The sequence below is a fragment of the Variovorax sp. GW822-FHT04A09 genome (assembly GCF_058801005.1).
Genome location: NZ_JBXAMV010000007.1, coordinates 78559 through 99389, shown reverse-complemented (window position 1 = coordinate 99389; position 20831 = coordinate 78559). Strand labels below are relative to the sequence as shown.

Annotated in this window: 19 protein-coding genes; 14 read left to right on the top strand and 5 right to left on the bottom strand. The window is 70.9% G+C overall.

From position 1 onward, the window contains the following. Nucleotide 1 precedes the first annotated feature (1 nt). The 4 genes from AC1RLW_RS27750 to AC1RLW_RS27735 form a co-directional block, all read right to left on the bottom strand. Entirely contained in the window at nt 2-1417 is a 1416-nt protein-coding gene (locus tag AC1RLW_RS27750) for an RtcB family protein (protein ID WP_493195842.1), read from the bottom strand. A 214-nt stretch (nt 1418-1631) separates the two neighbouring features. Then, on the bottom strand, nt 1632-2912 hold the full coding sequence (locus AC1RLW_RS27745) for an FIST signal transduction protein (RefSeq protein WP_070060267.1): 1281 nt from the start codon (nt 2910-2912) through the stop codon (nt 1632-1634). A 49-nt stretch (nt 2913-2961) separates the two neighbouring features. Beyond that, entirely contained in the window at nt 2962-3753 is a 792-nt protein-coding gene (locus AC1RLW_RS27740) for a PhaM family polyhydroxyalkanoate granule multifunctional regulatory protein (RefSeq protein ID WP_493195841.1), read from the bottom strand. A 64-nt stretch (nt 3754-3817) separates the two neighbouring features. Then, nucleotides 3818-5239, bottom strand: coding sequence for an aminotransferase-like domain-containing protein (locus AC1RLW_RS27735; protein WP_307696612.1), 1422 nt, complete (start codon nt 5237-5239; stop codon nt 3818-3820). 130 nt (nt 5240-5369) lie between these two features. Between AC1RLW_RS27735 and AC1RLW_RS27730 the strand changes: the two genes are divergently transcribed. Genes AC1RLW_RS27730 through AC1RLW_RS27685 form a run of 10 tightly spaced genes read left to right on the top strand, consistent with a single transcriptional unit; the run spans nt 5370 to nt 13132 of the window. Then, on the top strand, nt 5370-5969 hold the full coding sequence (locus tag AC1RLW_RS27730) for a LysE family translocator (protein ID WP_070060269.1): 600 nt from the start codon (nt 5370-5372) through the stop codon (nt 5967-5969). Then, nucleotides 5966-6916 carry a DMT family transporter gene (locus AC1RLW_RS27725; RefSeq protein ID WP_139701498.1) on the top strand — a complete coding sequence of 317 codons (951 nt, stop codon included), beginning with the start codon at nt 5966-5968 and terminating at the stop codon, nt 6914-6916. The genes AC1RLW_RS27730 and AC1RLW_RS27725 overlap by 4 nt, the downstream gene beginning before the upstream one ends. A gap of 11 nt (nt 6917-6927) precedes the next feature. Then, nucleotides 6928-7335: a VOC family protein gene (locus AC1RLW_RS27720; RefSeq protein WP_492686407.1), complete on the top strand. Its 408-nt coding sequence runs from the start codon at nt 6928-6930 to the stop codon at nt 7333-7335. Nucleotides 7336-7384: 49 nt separating this feature from the next. Further along, on the top strand, nt 7385-8572 hold the full coding sequence (locus tag AC1RLW_RS27715; RefSeq protein ID WP_493195840.1) for an aminotransferase-like domain-containing protein: 1188 nt from the start codon (nt 7385-7387) through the stop codon (nt 8570-8572). 14 nt (nt 8573-8586) lie between these two features. Then, complete coding sequence (locus AC1RLW_RS27710; protein ID WP_493195839.1) at nt 8587-9222, top strand: DJ-1/PfpI family protein; 636 nt, start codon at nt 8587-8589, stop codon at nt 9220-9222. A gap of 5 nt (nt 9223-9227) precedes the next feature. Continuing rightward, the gene (locus tag AC1RLW_RS27705) at nt 9228-9869 is read left to right on the top strand and encodes a glutathione S-transferase family protein (protein WP_062471194.1); all 642 of its coding nucleotides are present in this window, start codon (nt 9228-9230) and stop codon (nt 9867-9869) included. A 5-nt stretch (nt 9870-9874) separates the two neighbouring features. Continuing rightward, nucleotides 9875-10798, top strand: coding sequence for a PhzF family phenazine biosynthesis protein (locus tag AC1RLW_RS27700; protein ID WP_172438398.1), 924 nt, complete (start codon nt 9875-9877; stop codon nt 10796-10798). A 13-nt stretch (nt 10799-10811) separates the two neighbouring features. After that, the gene (locus AC1RLW_RS27695; RefSeq protein ID WP_493195838.1) at nt 10812-11507 is read left to right on the top strand and encodes a VOC family protein; all 696 of its coding nucleotides are present in this window, start codon (nt 10812-10814) and stop codon (nt 11505-11507) included. Nucleotides 11508-11512: 5 nt separating this feature from the next. Next, complete coding sequence (locus AC1RLW_RS27690) at nt 11513-12145, top strand: LysE family translocator (protein ID WP_307582792.1); 633 nt, start codon at nt 11513-11515, stop codon at nt 12143-12145. Nucleotides 12146-12163: 18 nt separating this feature from the next. Further along, the gene (locus AC1RLW_RS27685; protein WP_493195837.1) at nt 12164-13132 is read left to right on the top strand and encodes a threonine dehydratase; all 969 of its coding nucleotides are present in this window, start codon (nt 12164-12166) and stop codon (nt 13130-13132) included. Nucleotides 13133-13139: 7 nt separating this feature from the next. Here the strand turns inward: AC1RLW_RS27685 and AC1RLW_RS27680 are convergent, their stop codons facing one another. After that, complete coding sequence (locus AC1RLW_RS27680; protein WP_493195836.1) at nt 13140-13976, bottom strand: creatininase family protein; 837 nt, start codon at nt 13974-13976, stop codon at nt 13140-13142. 337 nt (nt 13977-14313) lie between these two features. Between AC1RLW_RS27680 and pgaA the strand changes: the two genes are divergently transcribed. From pgaA to AC1RLW_RS27660, 4 genes are read left to right on the top strand one after another with little or no spacing between them, the layout of a single operon-like run. Continuing rightward, the gene (gene pgaA, locus AC1RLW_RS27675; RefSeq protein WP_493195835.1) at nt 14314-16830 is read left to right on the top strand and encodes a poly-beta-1,6 N-acetyl-D-glucosamine export porin PgaA; all 2517 of its coding nucleotides are present in this window, start codon (nt 14314-14316) and stop codon (nt 16828-16830) included. An 8-nt stretch (nt 16831-16838) separates the two neighbouring features. Continuing rightward, on the top strand, nt 16839-18905 hold the full coding sequence (gene pgaB, locus AC1RLW_RS27670; protein WP_493195834.1) for a poly-beta-1,6-N-acetyl-D-glucosamine N-deacetylase PgaB: 2067 nt from the start codon (nt 16839-16841) through the stop codon (nt 18903-18905). Further along, the gene (gene pgaC, locus AC1RLW_RS27665; protein WP_493195833.1) at nt 18902-20182 is read left to right on the top strand and encodes a poly-beta-1,6-N-acetyl-D-glucosamine synthase; all 1281 of its coding nucleotides are present in this window, start codon (nt 18902-18904) and stop codon (nt 20180-20182) included. The genes pgaB and pgaC overlap by 4 nt, the downstream gene beginning before the upstream one ends. Next, a complete protein-coding gene (locus AC1RLW_RS27660) occupies nt 20172-20738 on the top strand; it encodes a PgaD family protein (protein ID WP_159273740.1) in 567 nt (188 codons plus the stop codon). Before pgaC ends, AC1RLW_RS27660 begins: the two co-directional genes overlap by 11 nt. The last annotated feature ends 93 nt before the right edge of the window (nt 20739-20831 follow it).

Sequence of the window (20831 nt, the reverse complement as noted above, 5' to 3'; positions counted from 1 at the left end):
GTCACGCCTTGAACGTGACCCAGGGCTTGAGCCGCACGGCGCAGCGGATGAGCCCCGCGCTTTCCTGCGCCTCGATCACCGCGCCGATCGGCTTGTAGGCCTGCGGCGCCTCCTCGATGCGGCGCTCTTCGCGCAGCGTCACGCATTGCCAGCTGGCATCGGCGTCGTCGGGTGCGGGCCGCATCGCGCGCACTTCCTGCCGCCGCATGCGCCGGCCGGCACCATGGCTGCACGACCACAGCCAGTCTTCATGCCCCAGCCCGGTCGCAAGGTACGAGTGATCGCCCATCGACCCAGGAATCAGCGCCAGGTCGCCCGCGTGCGCCGGCGTCGCGCCCTTGCGATGGATGTTCATGCCGTGCTCGCGGAGCACCACGTTGTGCGGCACGTCGACCACCATCGTCGACGCCGTGGCGCCGAGCAATTCGGCGAAGTCCTTGCGCACCAGCTCGGCCAGCACGACGCGATTGGCCCACGCATAGCGCGCGGCCACGCCCATGGCTTCCAGGTACTCCTGCGCCAGCGGCCCGGCCAGCCCGTACAGCCCGCTCTTCGGATGGCGCAGGCCCTGCGGCCACTCGGCCCGCGCGCGGTCCATCCAGCGGCCGCCGACATGGAACCCGATGTCGCGCGAGCCGCTGTGGATCATCACCACGACCTCGCCCGCCTTGAGCCCCGCGCGGTAGGCCGCGTGCCGGTCCATCACCTGGTCGACCACCTGCAGCTCGACGAAGTGGTTGCCGCTGCCCGGCGTGCCCAGGCACGGATCGCGGAACACCTCGTGGCGCGCGCCGGTGTAGGCCGACGGTGCGTGCCGCGACTGCCCGCCGAAGCTCGCCAGGCCGATGCACGCGCCAATCTCGGCCCGCAGCCGGTCGCGGTCGCAGGCCGCCCAGAGCCCCTCGTTGCGCACGGCGTCCAGGAACGCGGCCGGCCCGTCGTCGAACAGCGCGCGAAACGCCGCCGTGTGCACCGGCACGTCGCGCCCGTTGTCGAGCAGGCTGCGCGTGAGCCGCGCGAGCAGCTGCGTCTTGTGCGGCGCCACCTGGTCCAGCGTGAGGCCGGTGGTCAGCAGGCGCATGCCGCAGTTGATGTCGGTGCCGACCGCGGCGGGAATCACGAAGTCGCCATCGGTGGCGACGACGCTGCCCACCGGCGCGACCGAGCCCGGATGGAAGTCCGGCGTCGCGCAGGCCTTGCACACGCCGTGCGCGCCGTCGGGCGAGCGCACGCTGGCGAAGGCCAGCAGCTGGTTCACGGCTTTTTCTTCCAGCGGCAGGCTCTGCGGCAGAAGCACGGTCGCCTGCGCGGCTTCGTTGCGCAGGTGATAGATGCCATCGCGGTAGTCGACGGCGATGTTCGCGCGCGAAAAGGCGCGCTGGAGTCTCGAAAAATGACTATTGGTAGGGCTGCCCATGGCTGCAATTCCATTCGGGGAAACCGTGTCGGTTTCCGGGCCCCGTCACATCGCGTGGCGGGGCGAAAGAGATCGACCGCGTGCCTCGGGGCGCGCGGATCACTCTTTCTTGCAGCAGCAGAGATTCAAGAAAGCGGGCGGATTCTATCGACGCGAAGCGCTTGCGAAAACAACGCGCAGGCGCGCGCGTCGTTTTTTCCCGTCAGTCAGCCAGTCAGTCCGGCGCGGTGAACACCGTCAGCACGCCGGTGTAGCCGTACAGGTGATGGCGCGCGATCTCGCCGGCGGCGAAGAAGCCGACCAGCGGCACGTCGCCCAGCGCATGCCGCACGATCTGCAATTCGGCGCCCGGTGCGCCGAAGTGCGGGCCGCCGCGCCCCGAGCAGCTCACGTACACCGCGCCCGCGATGCGCCGCGCGGGATGCGGCGCGGCCTCGGCCTCGCCCGCCGCCACGGCGCGCGCGGTGGCCAGCGTCTGCTCTTCGGGCTCGAGCTCTTCGCGGATCTCGGCGCAGATGCGCATCAGGTCGGCGCGCGCCGCCTGCGCGTTGCGGCGGCAGAAACTCAGCCGCATGCCGGCCTCGGCGTTGTCGGCAATGGCGATGCCGCGCCGCGTCGGGTCGAGGCCGATGATGTGGCGCACCAGCACGTCGGCGCCCAGGTCGCCGGTGCGGCGGATGCCGTCGCTGCCCGCGTCGGCCAGGCCGACCAGCGTGTTGCGCACGGCGTCGATGGCCTCCTGCGGCCGGTCCAGCGACACCTGTAGGTCGGCCAGCAGCACGTCGAGCGCCGGCTCGCCGTCGAGCGACAGCAGGAGGTTGCCGTCGGCCTCGGTGATCTCGCGCTCGCGCGCGCCGCCCGTGCGCAGCGGCTGGCAGCCCTGCGTGACGCGCGACACCAGCCGCACGCCCTCGCCGAACACCACGCCCGACAGGCCGCCCGAGAACACGCCGCCCGCGGCCCCATGGCCGCGGATGTTGCCGTTGCCGCCGACCGCGAACTGCAGCGCCCCGCCGCGGCCGGACGAGAGCCCGCCGAACAGGTAGCCGGTGTCGGTGCGCCCCGCCATCTCGCCGATGAGCTCGCCCAGGTCGGGCGTGGCCGGGTCGGCGTGCACGAGCGCGGTGTGCGCCTCGAAGCCGCTCATTTCGGAACTGCCCAGCGGCGCCACGCCCGAGAACACGCGGTACTGGTCGCTGGGCAGCGCGCACAGCATCAGGCTCAGGCCGGGCTCGTCGAAGTACTCGGCGTTGTTGGCCGACACGCCGATGCCGACGGTGCCCGACCAGTCGGTCACTTCGGGCAGCTCGGCGCTCAGGTGATCGAGGATCTCCTGCGCCTCGGCCGCGTAGTGGTCGGTGATGTAGAGCAGCCCGAGCGTCGGGTTCGACGCGTAGTCGGGCAGCGCCATCTGCGCGCGCAACTGGGCCAGCACGAGGCCGGCGGCCATGCGCCATTGCGGGTGGGTGGCATGGCCGGTGGGAAACAGTTTCATGGTGCGTACCGACCCGTGCGTCGTCGTCTGGAAAGGTGTCTGTAAGACGTCAGCGCCGGCCGGAGGTTCGCTTGCGCGCGGCGGCGGACGTGGTTTTCTTGCGCGCGGCGGGTGCCGGCGCGGCTTTTTTCGCTGCGGCCTTCTTCGCGGCGGTCTTGGCGGCCGGCTTGCGCGCCGCCGTCGCCTTGCCGATGACCTGCCCCACGGCGTCGGCCAGCGGCTGCGCCATGACCGGCACCTTGAGCTGCGCCGCGTCCTGCAGCGCCGTGCTCGCGATCTGCTGGAACTGCTCGGTGAGCGAGCCCCACCATTGCATCGGGTCGACCACGCCGGCGGCGCCGTTGGACGCTGCGGGCTTGGCGCGCGAGGTCTTCTTCGGCGCCGGGGTTTCCTCTTCTTCCGCTTCTTCCTCGGCCTCGTCGAACTCTTCTTCCTCTTCCTCGACAGCTTCCAGTTCGGGCCGCGGTGCGGGGGCCGGGGCGGGAGCCGGTGCAGGCGCCGGCGCCATGGCCGCGGCCTGCTTGGTGAACGCGCTGGCGATGTCTTCCATCCTCACGTTCATGCCGCGCAGGGTCGACAGCGTCATCTTCTGCACCTCGAGCGCCTGGATGGTCGCCTTGAGCGCGTGGCCGTTCTGTTCGAGCCAGTACTGGACGGTCTTGAGTTCCTGGATGCGCTTGTCGACCTCTTCGACGCTCATGGTCGGCGCGACCCAACTCGCCAGGCTGGGGATGCCGGGCACCGAACCGGAGCCCGCGGCGGCACCGCCGGCGAGGTTCTTCAGGAAGTCGAATCCGGGGACGAACTGGCTGAAGTCGAAGGGTTTGCTGGCGTTGCTCATGCGGGAGGTCTCCTGGCTGGGTTTTCTTGTGTTGCCAGCTTACTCCAAGCCCTTTGCAAGCGAATCAGAGCTCGTCCCTGACCCGGCTGAAAACCTTCCAGAAATTCGCGTCCTGCGAGGTCGCGAAGTTGATCCGCATCATCGTGCTCGGCGGACGGCGCGCATGGAACAGCGAGCCCGGCGCCAGCAGGTAGCCCTGGTCGAGCATGCGTTGCGTGAGCGCATCGGTGTCCACGCCCGTGTCGACCCAGCCGAACAGCCCGGCCGGCTCCGAGGCGAAGGTGCAGCCGTGCGACATGGCCAGCTTCACCGCGCGGCCGCGCGCGCCGTCCAGGCGGATGCGCACGCGCTCCGAATGGCGGCGCAGCTGGCCCTGGTCGATGCACCACGACAGCGCCCGCTCGAACAGCGTGGGCGAGGTCAGCGTGGCCAGCAGCTTGGTCTCGAGCAGCCGCTCTTTCAGCGCGGGCGAGGCGGCCAGGAAGCCGATGCGCCAGTTGGGCGCCAGGATCTTCGCGAAGCCGCTGACGTAGATGGTGCGCTGCAGCCCGTCGAGCGCACTGAGCCGCGTGGCGTGCTCGGGCGCGAGATGGCTGTAGGTGTCGTCCTCGACGATGTGGAAGTCGTGTTCGTTGGCCAGCTTGAGCACGCGGTGCGCGCTGCCCGGCGTGAGGCTGTAGCCGGTCGGGTTGTGCAGCACGCTCACGCTGACGAACAGCTTGGGGCTGTGCAGCTTGCAGTACTGCGCCATCACGTCGAGGTCGGGTCCGTCGGCGCGGCGCGGCACGGGGAGGATGCGCATGCCCAGCGCCTCGAGCCGCGCGAACTCCAGCGCCCAGCCGGGCTCCTCGACCATCACCGGATCGCCCGCGCGCAGCAGCGTGCGGCTCACGATGTCCAGCGCGTGCGTGGCGCCGATGGTGGTCACGATCTGGTCCGGCCCGGCCGGCACGTTGATGCGCACCAGCTTCTGCGACAGGCTGCGGCGCAGCGCGAGGTCGCCCGAAGGCTCGCCGTATTGAAGCGACAGTTCCTGCAGTGCCGAGGTGGTCGTCACGCGGCGCACCGCGGTCGCCAGGAAGGTCGAGGCCATCCAGTCGGGCGGGAACACGCCCATGCCCGGCTGCGGCTTGTCGCTCGGGCGGTGGAACATGCTGCGGATCAGCGAGCTGGCGTCGGCCGGCACGCGCGACGCCATCATCGGCGGCACCGCGGGCACGGCATGCGCTGGGTTGCGCGAGCTCTCGGGCGCCGGCGCCGCGTCGCGCACGTAGAAGCCGCGCTGGCGGCGCGCCTCGACCAGGCCCTGTGCGAGCAGTTGGTCGTAGGCGGCGACCACGGTGTACGGGCTCACGCCCTGCTGGCGCGCGCACTCGCGCACCGAGGGCAGGCGCGCGCCGGGTGCCAGCAGCCGGTTGCGGATGCGCTCGGCGAGGCGGTCGGCCAGCTGCCCGGTCAGGGACTGGGTGGAGGTTCGGGTCAGCATCGGATCGGGCTGCATCGCACAGAGAGCAAGAAAAGGGCGGCGTGTGTCGAAGGAATGACCAATACAGATTTCAGATTTGTTCGATCATCTGTACTGGAACTGTAATGGTCCAAAGTTTAGAGTCTGTGACATGAACTGGCAAGAATTCACCGCGCTGCTGGTGCTGGCCACGGCGATGAGCTTCTCGCCCGGCCCCAACACCACGCTCTCCACCGCCCTGGCGGCCAACGGCGGCCTGCCGCGTGCGATGCGCTTCGTGGTCGCGGTGCCGGTGGGCTGGACCTTGCTGCTCGCCATCTGCGCGGCCGGCCTGGGCGCGCTGGTGGTGGCCATGCCGCCGCTGCGCCTGGCGATCAAGGGCCTGGGCATCGCCTACCTGCTGTGGCTGGCCTACAAGCTCAGCGGCAGCGCCCAGCTCGGCAAGGCCGACAGCGCCCGCCTCTCGGTCGGCTTCGGGCAAGGCGTGATGCTGCAGTTCGTGAACATCAAGGCCTGGCTGCTGGCGCTCACGCTGGTGGCGGGCTGGATCGCCGGCCAGCCCGACGCGCTCGCGCGCTTCGCCATCGTCGCGCCCGTGATGCTGACCTACGCCTTCACCAGCAACTTCGCCTATGCACTGGTCGGCGCGCTGCTGCGCGAGTGGCTGGCCAAGGGCCGGCGCCTGCTGTGGTTCAACCGTGCGATGGGCCTGATCCTGGTCTTGACGGCCTGGTGGATGGTGGGCGTATGAAGCTCGCCATCAAGGACGAAACGCTGGGCATGTGGCTCGGGGTGGTCGGCGTGGCGCTGTTCGCCATCACGCTGCCGATGACGCGGCTGGCCACGGGCACGCAAGAGGCGCCGCAGCTGTCGCCGTGGTTCGTCACGCTCGGGCGCGCGGCGCTGGCGGGCGTGCTGTCGGCCGTCTTCCTGCTGGTCACGCGCTCGCCGCGCCCGGCGCCGCACCAGTGGAAGCCGCTAGGCATGGCGGTGCTGGGCAACTGCATCGGCTTTCCGCTGTTGCTGGCCTTTGCGCTGCGCGTGGTCACGGCCAGCCATGCGGCGGTGGTGACGGCGCTGCTGCCGCTGGTCACGGCCGCGGTCGCGGCCTGGGTGCTGCACCAGCGCGCGCGGTTGGGCTTCTGGCTCTGCGCCATCGCGGGCAGCCTGCTGGTGGTGGTGTTCTCGGTGCTGCGCGCGCAGCAGAGCGGCCACGGCTTCGGTTTCGAATGGGCCGACCTGCTGCTGGTCGGCGCGGTCGTCGCGGCCTCGGTCGGCTACATCTACGGCGCGCAGGTCACGCCGTCGCTGGGCGCCGAGCGCGTGATCTGCTGGGTCTGCGTGATGGCGCTGCCCGTGACGCTGCCCGCCACGATCGCCCTGTGGCCGCAGCAGCCTGTGGCCGCCTCGGCCTGGGTCGGCTTCACCTACGTGGGCATGTTCTCGATGTGGATCGGCTTCTTCGCCTGGTACCGCGGCCTGGCCCTGGGCGGCGCGCTGCGCGTGAGCCAGACGCAGCTGCTGCAGCCCTTTTTGTCGATCCTCGCGTCGATCCCGCTGCTGGGCGAGCCGCTCGACCTGGTGACGCTGGGCTTCGCCGCCGCCGTGGTCGCCACGGTGGTCGCGGGCAAGCGGCTGTCGCAACCGGCGGCGCCTGCCGCTGTTCCACGCGGCGCCGAGCCGCAAGCCAGGAGCTGACGACCATGACGCTGTTCAGCCATGTCACCGTCGGCTGCACCGACCTGCCGCGCGCCGCCGCCTTCTACGACGCGGTGCTGGCCCCGCTCGGCCTCATCCGCCGCCCCGTGACGCCCGACGGCGGCCCCGACGCCGCCTGCTGGATCGTGCCGGGCCAGACGCTGCCACGCTTCTACGTGTACATCCCGCTGGACGGCGAACCCGCCAGCGCCGGCAACGGCAGCATGGTCGCGTTCTGCGCGCCCTCGCCGCAGGCCGTTCATGCCGCCCACGAGGCGGCCCTGCGCCACGGTGGCCGCGACGAAGGCGCGCCCGGGCCCCGCCCCCGTTACGGGCAGGGCTATTACGGCGCCTACCTGCGCGACCCGGACGGCAACAAAATCCATGTCGTGCACCGTGGCGACATCCCGCCATCCTGACGACACACTCAGACTCACCTCTCATTCGCCAGAAAGAAGAAAGCCTCCCATGAACTGGAAACTCGCCGCCCGCGCCGCCAAGATGAATCCTTCGGTGCTGCGTGAAATCCTCAAGGTCACCGAGCGCCCCGGCATCATCAGCCTGGCCGGCGGCCTGCCCTCGCCCAAGACCTTCCCGATCCAGGAATTCGCCGACGCCTGCGCCGAAGTGCTGCACAACGACGGCCAGGCCGCGCTGCAGTACGCCGCCAGCGAAGGCTATGCGCCGCTGCGCCAGGCCGTGGCCGACATGCTGCCCTGGGGCGTCGACGCCTCGCAAGTGCTCATCACCACCGGTTCGCAGCAGGGCCTCGATCTCGTGGCCAAGGTGCTGATCGATCCGGGCAGCAAGGTGCTGGTCGAGACGCCCACCTACCTGGGCGCGCTGCAGGCCTTCGGCCCGATGGAGCCGCACCCCGTGGGCGTGGCCAGCGACGACGACGGCGTGATCGTCGACGACCTCGTGAGCAAGGCGGCCGACGCGCGCTTCGTCTACCTGCTGCCCAACTTCCAGAACCCCACCGGCCGCACCATGACCGAGGCGCGCCGCGCCGCCGTCTCCGCTGCCGCAGCCGCCGCCAACCTGCCGATCGTCGAGGACAACCCCTACGGCGAGCTCTGGTTCGACGAAGCCCCGCCGCTGCCGCTGGCCGCGCGCAACCCCGAGGGCGTGATCTACCTGGGCTCGTTCTCCAAGGTGCTGGCGCCGGGCCTGCGCCTGGGCTTCCTGGTGGCGCCGAAGGCCATCTTCCCCAAGCTGCTGCAGGCCAAGCAGGCGGTCGACCTGCACACGCCGATCTTCACGCAGCGCATGGTCTCGGCCGTGATGAAGGACGGCTTCCTGGACCGCCACGTGCCCACCATCCGCGCGCTGTACAAGCGCCAGCGCGACGCGATGATCGCCGCGCTGCACCGCGAGATGGCCGGCCTCGACGTGAAGTTCAACGCCCCCAAGGGCGGCATGTTCCTGTGGGCGCGCCTGCCCGAGGGCATCGACACCGTGACCCTGCTGCCCAAGGCCGTGGAGCGCAACGTGGCCTTCGTGCCCGGCGCGCCGTTCTACGCGGGCGAAGGCGATCCGCGCACGCTGCGCCTGTCGTTCGTGACCGCCAGCGTCGAAGAGATCGACACCGCCATCGCCGCGCTCGCCGTCACGCTGCGCGAAGAGCTGGCGCTGCTGGCCCCCGCCCACGCCTGACAAAGCCGACGACGATGCACATCGCCATCCTCACCTTCGACGGCTTCAACGAGCTCGACTCGCTGATCGCGCTCGGCGTGCTCAACCGCGTGAAGAAGCCCGGCTGGCGCGTGACGCTGGCCTCGCCCAGCGCCACCGTGACCTCGATGAACGGCGTCACGGTGCACGCCACCGCGACGCTCGAGGCGGCTTGCGAGGCGGGCGCGGTGATCGTCGGCAGCGGCATCCGCACACGCGAGATCGCCGCCGACGCGGGCCTGATGGGCGTGCTGCGCGGGCTCGACCCGTCGCGCCAGCTCATTGGCGCGCAATGCTCGGGCACGCTGCTGCTGGCCAAGCTCGGCCTGCTGGGCACGGTGCCCGCCTGCACCGACCTCACGACCAAGCCGTGGGTGCAGGAAGCCGGCGTCGAGGTGCTCAACCAGCCCTTCTTCGCGCAGGGCAACGTGGCCACCGCGGGCGGCTGCTTCTCGGCGCCCTACCTCGCGGCCTGGCTCATCGCGCGCACCGAAGGCCTGGAGGCCGCGAAGAGCGCGCTGCACTACGTCGCGCCGGTGGGCGAGAAAGACGACTACGTGGCGCGCGCGATGCGCAACATCGAACCGTACCTGCAGGCCACGGCCGACGCCCTCTGCGCACAAGGACACTGAACACCATGCTCAACATCTGGGGCCGCATCAGTTCGATCAACGTGCGCAAGGTCGTGTGGTGCGCGCAGGAGCTCGGGCTCGACTTCCAGCGCACCGAGGCCGGCGGCAAGTTCGGCGTGGTGCAGACGCCCGAATACCGTGCGCTCAACCCGAACGCCATGGTGCCCACCATCGACGACGGCGAAGGCGCCGAGCGCGTCACGCTGTGGGAGTCGAACGTCATCGTGCGCTACCTGTGCGCCCGCTACTCGCACGGCACGCTCTACCCGAGCGAGCTGCCCGCGCGCTTCGACGCCGAGCGCTGGATGGACTGGCAGCAGACCACGCTCAACCGCGCCAGCCGCGACGCCTTCGTGCAATGGGTGCGCACGGCGCCCTCGGAACGCCAGCCCGCGCTGATCGCCGCGTCGGTGCGCGAGAGCGAGGCGCTGTTCGCCATGCTCGATGCGCACCTCGCGCAGCGCCCCTACATGGCCGGCGAGCGCTTCACCATGGCCGACATCCCGATCGGCTGCGAGGCGCACCGCTGGTTCGGCCTGCCCGGCGCCGAGTACCGCCGGCCCGCCTGGCCGAACGTCGAACGCTGGTATTCGGAACTGCTTTCCCGCCCGGGCACGCGCGGCGTGCTCGACCTTTCCCTCGAATGACCCTGATGAAATCCCGCCCCTTCAAGCAAGTCGACGTCTTCACCGCCACCGCCTACTACGGCAACCCGCTCGCGGTGGTGATCGACGGCCAGGACCTGGACGACGCCGCCATGCAGCGCTTCGCGCAGTGGACCAACCTGTCGGAGACCACCTTCCTGCTGCCGCCGACCGACCCGGGCGCCGACTACCGCGTGCGCATCTTCACGCCCGGCGGCGAGCTGCCCTTTGCCGGCCACCCGACCATCGGCAGCTGCCATGCGTGGCTGCAGGCCGGCGGCAAGCCCAAGGTGGCGGGCCGCGTGGTGCAGCAGTGCGGCGCCGGCCTCGTGCCGCTGCGGCGCGACGGCGAGCGCTTGGCCTTTGCCGCGCCGCCGCTCAAGCGCAGCGCCCCGAGCCCCGCGCTGCTGGCCAAGGTGGCCGGCGCGCTGGGCCTGAAGGCGCAGCAAGTCATCGCGGCGCAGGTGCTGGACAACGGCCCGGTCTGGTTCGGCCTGCTGCTGAACGACGCCGACGCCGTGCTGGCGCTGCAGCCCGACCACCGCGCGCTGAAGGAACTGGGCGTGAAGGCCGGCGTGGCGGGCGTGCCCTCGGCGCACGACACCTCGCTGCTCATCGGCCGCTCGAACCGCGAGGCGCGCGCCTTCGGCAACCGCCCCGCCACGCCGAACGACGACGGCGCCAAGATCGACCTCGAGGTGCGTGCCTTCGCCGAGCCCATCGGCGTGCAGGAAGACCCGGTCACCGGCAGCCTCAACGCCAGCCTGGCCGAATGGCTGATCGCCGACGGCCACATGCCCGAGCGCTACCTGGCCGCGCAAGGCCAGTGCCTGGGCCGCGCGGGCCGCGTGCACATCGAGCGCGACAGCGACGGCACGATCTGGGTCGGCGGCGATGCCGTGACCTGCGTCGACGGCCACGTCACCCTCTGAACAAAGGCACGCCATGGCCCCCGCCGAAATCGACCACCTGGTGATTGCCGCCGCCTCGCTGGCCGAGGGCGTGGCGTGGTGCGAGGCCACGCTCGGCGTCACGCCCGCGCCGGGCGGCGTGCACCCGCTGATGGGCACGCACAACCGGCTGCTGAACATCGCGAGCGCCGCGTTCCCGCGCGCCTATGCCGAGATCATCGCGATCGAACCCGGCAAGGCGCCCTCGCGGCCGAAGACGCACCGCTGGTTCGACCTCGACGACGCCGCGCTGCAGGCCGCGCTCGCGCAGCGCGGCCCGCGCCTCATTCACTTCGTGGCGCGAGTGCCCGATGCACACGCCGCCACGCAGGCGCTCGCGCGCGAGGAGCATGCGCACATCGACCGCGGCCACCTGCTCGAAGCCTCGCGCGACACGCCGGCCGGCCGGCTCGAATGGCAGATCACGGTGCGCGACGACGGCCAGCGCCTGTTCTACGGCGCGTTGCCCACGCTGATCCAGTGGGGCGCGGTGCACCCCACCGACGCCATGCCCGCCTCGGGCCTGGCGCTGCGTTCGCTGCGCGTGGCGCATCCGCGCGCGCCGGCGCTGTCGGCCGCGCTCACGGCCATCGGCATGGGCAGCCTGCCGGTCGATGCCGGCCCGCCCAACCTCGTCGCCGTGCTCGAAACGCCGCGTGGCCCCGTCACCCTCGAATCGCAAGGACTCTGACTCTCATGCTCACCCTGACCGAAATCGCCTGGTTCGCCCTCGCCTCGCTGCTGCTGGCACTCACGCCGGGGCCGAACATGATCTATTGCGTGTCGCGTACGCTGATCCAGGGCCGCCGCGCGGGGCTCATCTCGCTGGGCGGCGTGCTGATGGCGTTCCTGGTGCACCTGTTCGCCGCGGCGCTGGGCCTCACGGCGCTGCTGTTGGCGGTGCCGGTCGCGTTCGACGCGATCCGTTTCGCCGGCGCGGCCTACCTGATGTGGCTCGCGTGGCAGGCGGTCAAGCCCGGCGGCAACGCGCCCTTCGAGGCCCGCACGCTGCCGGCCGACCCGCCGGCCAAGCTGTTTCGCATGGGCTTTCTCACGAACCTGCTGAACCCGAAGGTGGCGATGTTCTACCTGTCGTTCTTCCCGCAGTTCATCCACCCCGAGCGCGGCTCGGTGCTGCTGCAGAGCCTGCAGCTGGGCATGGCGCAGATGGCGAGCAGCGCGCTGGTCAACACCGTGATGATCGTCGGCGCCGCGAGCATCACGGCCGTGCTGTCGCAAAGCGCGGGCTGGCTGCGCGCGCAGCGCTACATCATGGGCAGCGTGCTGGCCGCGCTGGCCGTGCGCGTGGCGCTCACCGAACGCAAGTAAGCAACAAGAAGGACGTCGATGCGATTCACCCGCGAAGAGATCGAAGCCGCGCAGCGCACCGTGCATGCGGCCATGCCGCCCACGCCCCAGTACACCTGGCCGCAGCTGTCGCAGCGCCTGGGCGCCACGGTCTGGGCCAAGCACGAGAACCACACGCCGGTCGGCGCCTTCAAGATCCGCGGCGGCCTGACCTACTTCGAGACCCTCGCGCGCGAGCAGCCCGCCGTGCGCCATGTGATCAGCGCCACGCGCGGCAACCACGGCCAGTCGGTCGGCTTCGCGGCGCAGCGCCACGGGCTGGCCGCGACCATCGTGGTGCCGCACGGCAATTCGCGCGAGAAGAACGCGGCGATGCGCGCGCTCGGCGTGACGCTGGTCGAGCATGGCGACGACTTTCAGGCCGCGGCCGAGCACGCGGCGGTGCTGGCCGAACGCGACGCGCTGCACCGCGTGCCCTCGTTCCATCGCGAGCTGGTGCGCGGCGTGTCGACCGCGTACGTCGAGCTCTTCAGCGCATTGAAAGATTCACCGCCCGACGTGCTGTTCGTGCCCATCGGCCTGGGCTCCGGTTTTGCCGGCGCGGCCGCGGCGCGCGCGCATTGCGGCGTGTCGACGAAGCTCATCGGCGTGGTGTCGGCGCATGCCACGGCCTACCGCGATTCGTTTCGCGCGCGCCGTGCGGTCGAGTCGCCCGCCACCACGCGGCTGGCCGACGGCATGGCCTGCCGCACGCCGGTGCCCGAGTCGCTGGAGGTGATCCTGCGCGAGGCCGACGACGTGATCACCGTCACCGACGACGAGGTGGCCGAAGCCATGCGCGTGCTTTTCAGCGACACGCACAACGTGGCCGAAGGCGCGGGGGCTGCCGCGTTGGCGGGGGCGCTTCAGCAAAAGGAGCGCTGGCACGGCAAGACGGTGGGCGTTGCGCTGAGCGGCGGCAATGTCGATGCGGACATGTTCGCCGGGGTGCTGGGGCGCAGCGCCTGATCCGCCCTCAGGGCAGCGGCCCTGTGTTCGCCGTGCTCAACGGCAGCTGGGACACCTCGGCCAGCAGCAAGGCCAACTGCTGCGCGGCCGCATCGATCACCGCCTGACCCTTCGCTGCCGTGGCCGCTGCGGCGTTACCGGCAGCGCCCTGCGCGTTGTAGTCCTCCATGGCCCAGCCGAACTTGGCACTCTTGCCGTTGCCGAGGATCGCGCAGTCGGCCGCGCGCTGCTCCGAGGTGGAGCTGAAATCCTTCGCCTCGTCCATGCGCACGCGCGCGGGCGTCAGCGCCAGCATCATCGAGGTCTCGATCTCGCCCGCATGCACGCCAAAGCGGTGCTCCCGGGCGCTGAACTGCGCGTTCGCATCGCCCAGCGGCAGGTTGAACCAGCTCACGCTGTAGACGATCAGGCCGTGCGCGGCACGCAGCTCGCGCGCCACGATGTCCATCGCGCCCACATGGCCGCCGTGGGCGTTGAACAGCACCAGCTTCTTCACGCCGGCGCGCGCCACGCCCGCGCCGATCTCGTTCCACATGCGGATCAGCGTCTCGGCCGAGAAGGTGAGCGTGCCCGCGAAGCGCGCGTGCTCGGGGCTCAGGCCGATCTGCTGGGTCGGCAGGAACAGCGCCGGCAATTCCGGCGGCAGCAGCGGCAGCGCCGCGGCCACGATGCCGTCGGCCAGCACAGTGTCCACGCCCAGCGGCAGGTGCGGGCCGTGCTGCTCGGTCGCGCCCAGCGGCAGCACCGCCACCGTGGTCGCCGCGTCGAGCGCGGCGAAGTCGCGCGTCGTCAACTGGGACCAGAAACGGGGCCAACGGGGCGAAGAGACCGGAAGTGCGTTCATGCCGCGATCTTAGGACGGGGCCATGGGCGGCGCATGGGGCAACACTTGCATACAACTTGCCAACATCGGATGAATTGATCGCGAATCTGTTCACGATTAGTTCTCATCTTTCCCGATGTTCGGTCCTATTGTTTACAAATTGGCCTAGAGTCCCTTTTCACGAACTTTCCGCCACGGCTTGTCACGGCCCAGGAGAGTTCACGCAAAAGGGAGTAGCGTGTCCATCCATCCACAAAAAAATGGAGGCACCGTCGTTGCCGGGCGCAAAGTCGCGCCCTTCAAGGCATTGCCTCACCATCTCGCACGAGCCGTGCGGGGTTTGCCGCCGATCGTGTGCGTGCTGGTCTTCGGAAGCAGCACCGCGTACGCGGAATCCACTGTCGCGCCCTCGCCGGCCGCCCCCCGGGGCAGCGCGCTGGCGTATGACGCCTCGCAGCACGACGCCCTCATCGTCGCGCGCCGCGCCGGTCGCATCACGCCGGCCCAAGCCCTGCAACAGCTGCGCCAATGGCTGGCGTCGCCGCTGGCCGACGACCAACGCCGGCGCGTGGCGTCCGACGCCATCGCGATCGCGGTGGCCGACGGCCGCTTCGCCGACGCGGTGGCCGTGGGCCGCCAGGTGCCGCCCGGCGAGCTGGGCGATTACGCGCTCGGCCCGCTGGCCGGTGCCGCGCGGCGCACGGGCGACATCGCCTTGCAAGGCGACACCGTCAAGGTCTGGCGCGCGCGCCAGCCGGCGGCCCGCGAACCGCGCATCCACGAAGCCTTCTGGCGACTGGCCAGCGGCGACACGGCGGGCGCGCAAACCCTCTACCGCGCACTCGCACAGCCCGCGCCCACCGAGGTCGCGGACCGCGTCGCGCTGCTCGACCTGCGCGCCGCGCTGGCGCGTGCGCAGGGCCAGCCCTTCCAGGCGCTCACGGCCTACGGCGAGATCACCGCACTGCAGCCCGCGCGCCGCGATGCGCAGCGCGACGCCGACTTCCTGCTGGCCGAGTACGGCGGCGCCACCGCCGCGTTCGAGGACGCGCAGGCGGCCGAACGCCAGCAGCCCGGCAGCCTCGCGCCGCTGACGCTCGCGCTGCTCGAACAGCAGGCGCTGGCGCAGCAGTTGCGCTGGGCCGTGAAGGCGCGCGACCAGCGCCTGGGCGCGGCGCGCGTCACCGACCTCGACAAGGTGCTGGCCGCCCAGAGTGCCGCGCTGGCCCGGGTCGACGCCGCGCTCGCGCAGCCCGCCCCGCCGGACGCCGACACCTGGCGCACGCTGCGCACGCGGCTGCAGTCCGATCGCATGATGGCGCTGCTGGAGCGCGGCCGTCCGGCCGACACCATCGCGCTGTACGACAGCCTGCGTGCCGACGGCACCGCGCTGCCGCCCTACGCGCTCGGCACCGCCGCCCGCGCGCTGGCGCAGGAGCGCCGCTCGGCCGATGCCGTGCCGCTGTTCGAGAAGGCGGTCGTCGACCTGCCGATGCCCGACAGCCTGCACTTCGGCCTGGTCTACGCCTACCTGGACACCGGCCGCTTCGACGAGGCCGAGGCGCTGCTCCAGCGCATCGAAAGCGCCACGCCCGTGCTGATGCGGCTGGCGCCGGAGGCCGGCCGCCCGAACGACCAGTTCTCCGAGGTGAGCGGCCTGAGTGCGCTGCTGCAGCTCTACGGCGACCGCCCGAAGATCGCGCAGCCGCGCTTCGACGCGCTCACGCAGGAAGCCCCGCTCAACGCGGGCTACGCCTACGGCGCCGCGCTCACCGAGCGGCTGCGCGAGCACCCCGAGGCGGCCGTGGCGCGCTTCGAGGCGCTGAGCGCCGACCACCCCGACGACCTGAGCGTGCGCACCGGCCATGTCGAAGCGCTGCTCGACGCCGACGAATTCCGCGCGGCCCGCATCCGTGCCGAGTCGCTCGAGGCCGACGCACCCGACGCCGCCGAAGTGCGCGAGATGGCGCGCAAGCGCCGCTCGCTGGTCGGCCCGCAGCTCGAGATCGACGCCGAAGGTTCGCGCGGCGGCGGCACGCTGGCCAGCCGCGAATGGCGCGTCGACAGCCGGCTCAGCTCCGGCCTCATCGGCGATGCATGGCGCGTGTTCTATGCGCAGACGCTGGGCCGCGGCTACACCTCCGAGGGCACGGCCCAGTGGGCGCGCGGCGGCCTCGGCGCGAGCTGGCAGCAAGGCCGCTGGCTGGCCGAAGGCGTGCTGCAGCGTGCGAACAGCGGACGCTACCGCAACAGCGTGGCCGGCCGCGTCGACTACCGCGCCAGCGATGCCTGGCGCCTGTCGGCCACCTACGACGGCGACAGCAAGGAGCTGCCGTGGAAGGCGCGCGCCGTGCCCTTCGGCGCGCAGGCCATCGGCGCGCGCGAGTTCGGCGCCAGCGCAGCCTACGTCGTCAACGAGTCGCGCCGCTTCGACCTGCAATGGCGCCGGCTCGACTTCAGCGACGGCAACCTGCGCGACGGCCTCGACTTCGGCTGGCGCGAGCGCTGGGTCAGCACGCCGCGCTTCCAGATCGAAACGCGGCTGGGCGTCGATGCCAGCCGCAGCCGCCTGCAGGACGTGCGCTACTTCAGCCCCTCGCGCGATGCCAGCGCGCAGCTGTCGGTGCGCGGCCAGTGGCTCACCTGGAAAAGCGACGACCGCCAGTTCTTCCAGGTGCTGGAACTCGGCGGCGGCAGCTACCAGCAGGCCGGCTTCGGCAGCGGCCCGCTGTGGAACGTGCGCTACGAGCACCGCTGGGCCCTGGGCCAGAAGCTCACGCTGCGCTACGGACTGAGCTTCGGCAGCCACCCCTACGACGGCGTGCGCGAAAAACAGCGCGGCGTGTTCCTGAACCTTTCGATGCCCCTGCAGTGATGTCCGTGATGCAAGCCCCCACCTTCTTCCTCCGGCTGCGCGCGGCCCTGCTCGGGCTGCTGCTGGCGGCGGCCTTGCCTGCGCTGGCGGCGCCGGTGCTGCCCGCCGACCCCGACAACGGCGTCGACTTCCGCGTGATCTCGTTCCACGACGTGCGCCCCAACGTGCGCGCCAGCTTCGAGACCTCGCCCGACGAAACCGCCATCGACGAGCGCACGCTCGCCGAAGTGTTCGCCTGGCTGCGCCACAACGGCTACCACCCGGTCAGCCTGCAGCAGATCATCGATGCGCGCAGCGGCGGCAAGCCGCTGCCCTCGCAGCCCGTGCTGCTGACCTTCGACGACGGCTACCGCAGCGCCTACACGCACGTGTTCCCGCTGCTCCAGCGCTTCAACTACCCCGCGCTGTTCGCGCTCGTGACGAGCTGGCTCGAGGTGCCTGAAGGCCAGCCCGTGCACTGGGGCGACAAGCCCGCGCCGCGCGAGAACTTCCTGCTGTGGCGCGAAGCCGCCGAGATGGCGCGCTCGCCGCTGGTCGAGTTCGCCAGCCACACCGACGCGATGCACACCGGCATCCAGGCCAACCCGCAGGGCAACATGCTGCCCGCCGCGGCCACGCACCGCTACGACCCGAAGACCGGCCGCTACGAGGACGACGCCGCCTACCTGCGCCGCATCGAGACCGACCTGCGCCGCAGCCGCGAGCTGATCGAGAAGCGCACCGGCGCCAAGGTGCGCGCCACCGTGTGGCCCTACGGCGCCTACAACACGCCCGCGCTGGACGCCTCGGCGCGCGTGGGCATGCCGATCACCTTCACGCTCGACGACGGCGCGAACACGAAGGAGATTCCGCTCAGCCGCATCCGCCGCGCGCTGGCCGCCTACGACAACGAGGCGCCCGACTACGTGCAGATGCTGCGCAGCCCGGTGGGCGGCGAGGTGCGCCCGATCAACCGCGTGATGCACGTCGACCTGGACTACGTGTACGACGCCGACCCGGCCCAGCAGGAGCGCAACCTCTCGGCACTGATCGAGCGCGTGGCCGCCGTGCGCCCGCGCTCGGTGTTCCTGCAGGCCTATGCCGACCCCGACGGCGACGGCGTGGCCGACGCGCTGTACTTTCCCAACCGCCACCTGCCGATGCGCGCCGACCTGTTCGCCCGCGCCGCCTGGCAACTGCGCAGCCGCACCGGCGTGAAGGTTTACGCCTGGATGCCCGTCACCGCCTACCGGCTGCCGGCGTCGAACCCGCTGGCCACACACACGGTGCGCACGCTCAAGGGCGACGCGCCGGCCGACCGCTACCACCGGCTCTCGCCCTTCGACCCGGCCGTGCGCACGCTGGTCGGCGACCTGTACGAAGACCTGGGCCGCCACACCTTCTTCGAAGGCCTGCTGTTCCACGACGACGCCATGCTCTCGGACGACGAGGACGCCAGCCCCGCCGCGCTCGACACCTACCGCCGCTGGGGCCTGCCGGCCGACGTGGCCGCACTGCGCGCCGACCCCGCGCTCATGGCCCGCTGGACCACCGCCAAGACCCGCTACCTGATCGACTTCACGCACGAACTCGCGGCGCGCGTCGGCACCTGGCGCCCCGCGCTGGAAACGGCGCGCAACCTCTACGCGCGGCCGGTGCTCGAACCCGCGGCCGAGCAATGGTTTGCCCAAAACTATGAAGCCTCGCTTGCTGCCTACGACTACGTCGGCCTGATGGCCATGCCGCGCATGGAGCAGGAGGCCCGCACCCCGGCCGACAGCGACGCCTGGCTGGGCCGCCTGGCGCAGCGCGCGGCCGCCACGCCGCACGGCCTGGACCGCACCGTGTTCGAGCTGCAGGCACGCGACTGGCGCACCGGGAAACCCGTGGCCGACGCCGAGCTCACGCGTCAGTGGACCTTGCTGCAGCGCGCCGGCGTGCGCCACCTGGGCTACTACCCCGACGACTTCCTGAACAACCAGCCCTCGCTGGAGACCGTGCGCCGCGCGATCTCAGTGCGTTCGCTGCTGTCGCGCGCCCCCCGGCGCAACCACGACGCCGCCACGCTGCCGCCTGAAGGAGGGAAGCCCCGATGAACACGCTCCAGATGCTGGTGGACCTGATTCCGCCGGTGCTCTTCGGCTTCGTCTTCTACTACCCGTTCTTCATGGCGTGGGTGTGGATCGCGGGCGGCCTTTCGCATGCGTGGTCGTTCGAGCGCAAGCGCGACGTCGAGATCGACCCGCTGCCGCTGCTGCCCTCGCAGCCGCTCGTGACCGTGGTGGTGCCCTGCTTCAACGAGGCGCCGCACCTGCGCGAAGTGATCGAGCAGCTGATGCGCACGCGCTACCCGAACTACGAGGTGATCGCCGTCAACGACGGCAGCACCGACGGCACCGGCGAGCTGCTCGACGAGATGACGCTCGAGTTCAGCCGCCTGCGCGTGATCCACAACGCCAGCAACCAGGGCAAGGCCGTGGGCCTGAACACCGCCTGCCAGCTGGCGCGCGGCGAGTACATCCTGGGCATCGACGGCGACGCGCTGGTCGACCCCAACGCCATCGCCTGGATGCTCAAGCGCATGCTGGCCTCGGAGCGCATCGGCGCCGTCACCGGCAACCCGCGCATCCGCACGCGCACCACGCTGCTGGGGCGCATGCAGGTGGGCGAGTTCTCGTCGATCATCGGCCTCATCAAGCGTTCGCAGCAGCTCATCGGCACGCTGTTCACGGTGTCGGGCGTGCTGGCCATGTTCCGCCGCCGCGCCGTGCTCGAGGTGGGCTTCTGGAGCCCCGACGTGCTCACCGAGGACATCGACATGAGCTGGAAGCTCCAGCTCGCCGGCTGGCGCCTGCGCTTCGAGCCGCGCGCGCTGTGCTGGATCCTCATGCCCGAGACCCTGCGCGGCCTGTGGAAGCAGCGCCTGCGCTGGGCCGTCGGCGGCATCCAGACCATGCTGCGCATCACGCCGTCCATCCTGCGCCTGCGCAGCTGGCGCCTGTGGCTCATCTACAGCGAGTACATGGTGAGCGTGGTGTGGGCCTATGCGATGGCGCTGGTGCTGGTGATCAGCTTCATCCGCCCCTTCCTGCCGCACGAGTCGGCCTGGCATTCGGCGCTGCTGCCGCACTGGCAGGGCACGCTGCTGGCCATGACCTGCATCCTGCAGATGCTGCTGAGCCTGTGGATCGACCGTCGCTACGACCGCGACCTCATGCGCTATTTCGCCGGAACGATCTGGTACCCGATCGCGTTCTGGACGATCACGATGGCCACCACGGTGGTCGCCCTTCCCAACGCTCTGATGCGTCGTCGCGGCAAGCGCGCGGTGTGGACGAGCCCTGACCGAGGAGTTTCTTCCGATGCATCCTGAGAACCCGCTCTCTTCGCCGGCGCTGCACGAAGCCCCGCCGCCCCGCACCCGTTCGTGGGGCCAACCCGCGGTGGACGAACCCATCATCGACGCCGCGCGCATCCCGCTGCACGCCTTCGGCAACGGCCGTTCGCCGGCGCGCACGCTGGCCATGTACCTGTGGCTGCGCGTGCTGCGCCCGGCGATCACCGTCGCGATCTGGTTCTGCGCCATCTGGTACGCCTGGCCCTACGTGATGGGCGCGCGCTCCCAGCCCGAGGTGCTTCAGCTGCTGGGCCTGTACGCCATCGTCATCGGCGTGATCCTCGCCTCGATGCTGATCATGGGCCCGCTGCGCCGCCGCCAGCACCGCAGCGAGACGCCGCCGGAGAAGGAACAGTCGTCGCTGTTCGCGCTGGCGTCGTACATCGAAGTCGCGCCCGCGCGCCTGTCGACCTGGCAGCGCACGCGCCAGCTGCTGGCGCACCACGATCACCACGGCCAGCTGCGCGACGCCACCGACACCGCGCCGGCCGCGCTGGAAGAGGAAACGCCAGCGAAGCGCCGCAAGGCCTGACGCGCAGAGGCAACCAGCGCGGCCTTTTCGGCCGCGTCGCTGCAGGGGTTTCGGGGCGGTGATTCAATCGCGCGGCGGCAGCGCCGCAGACAG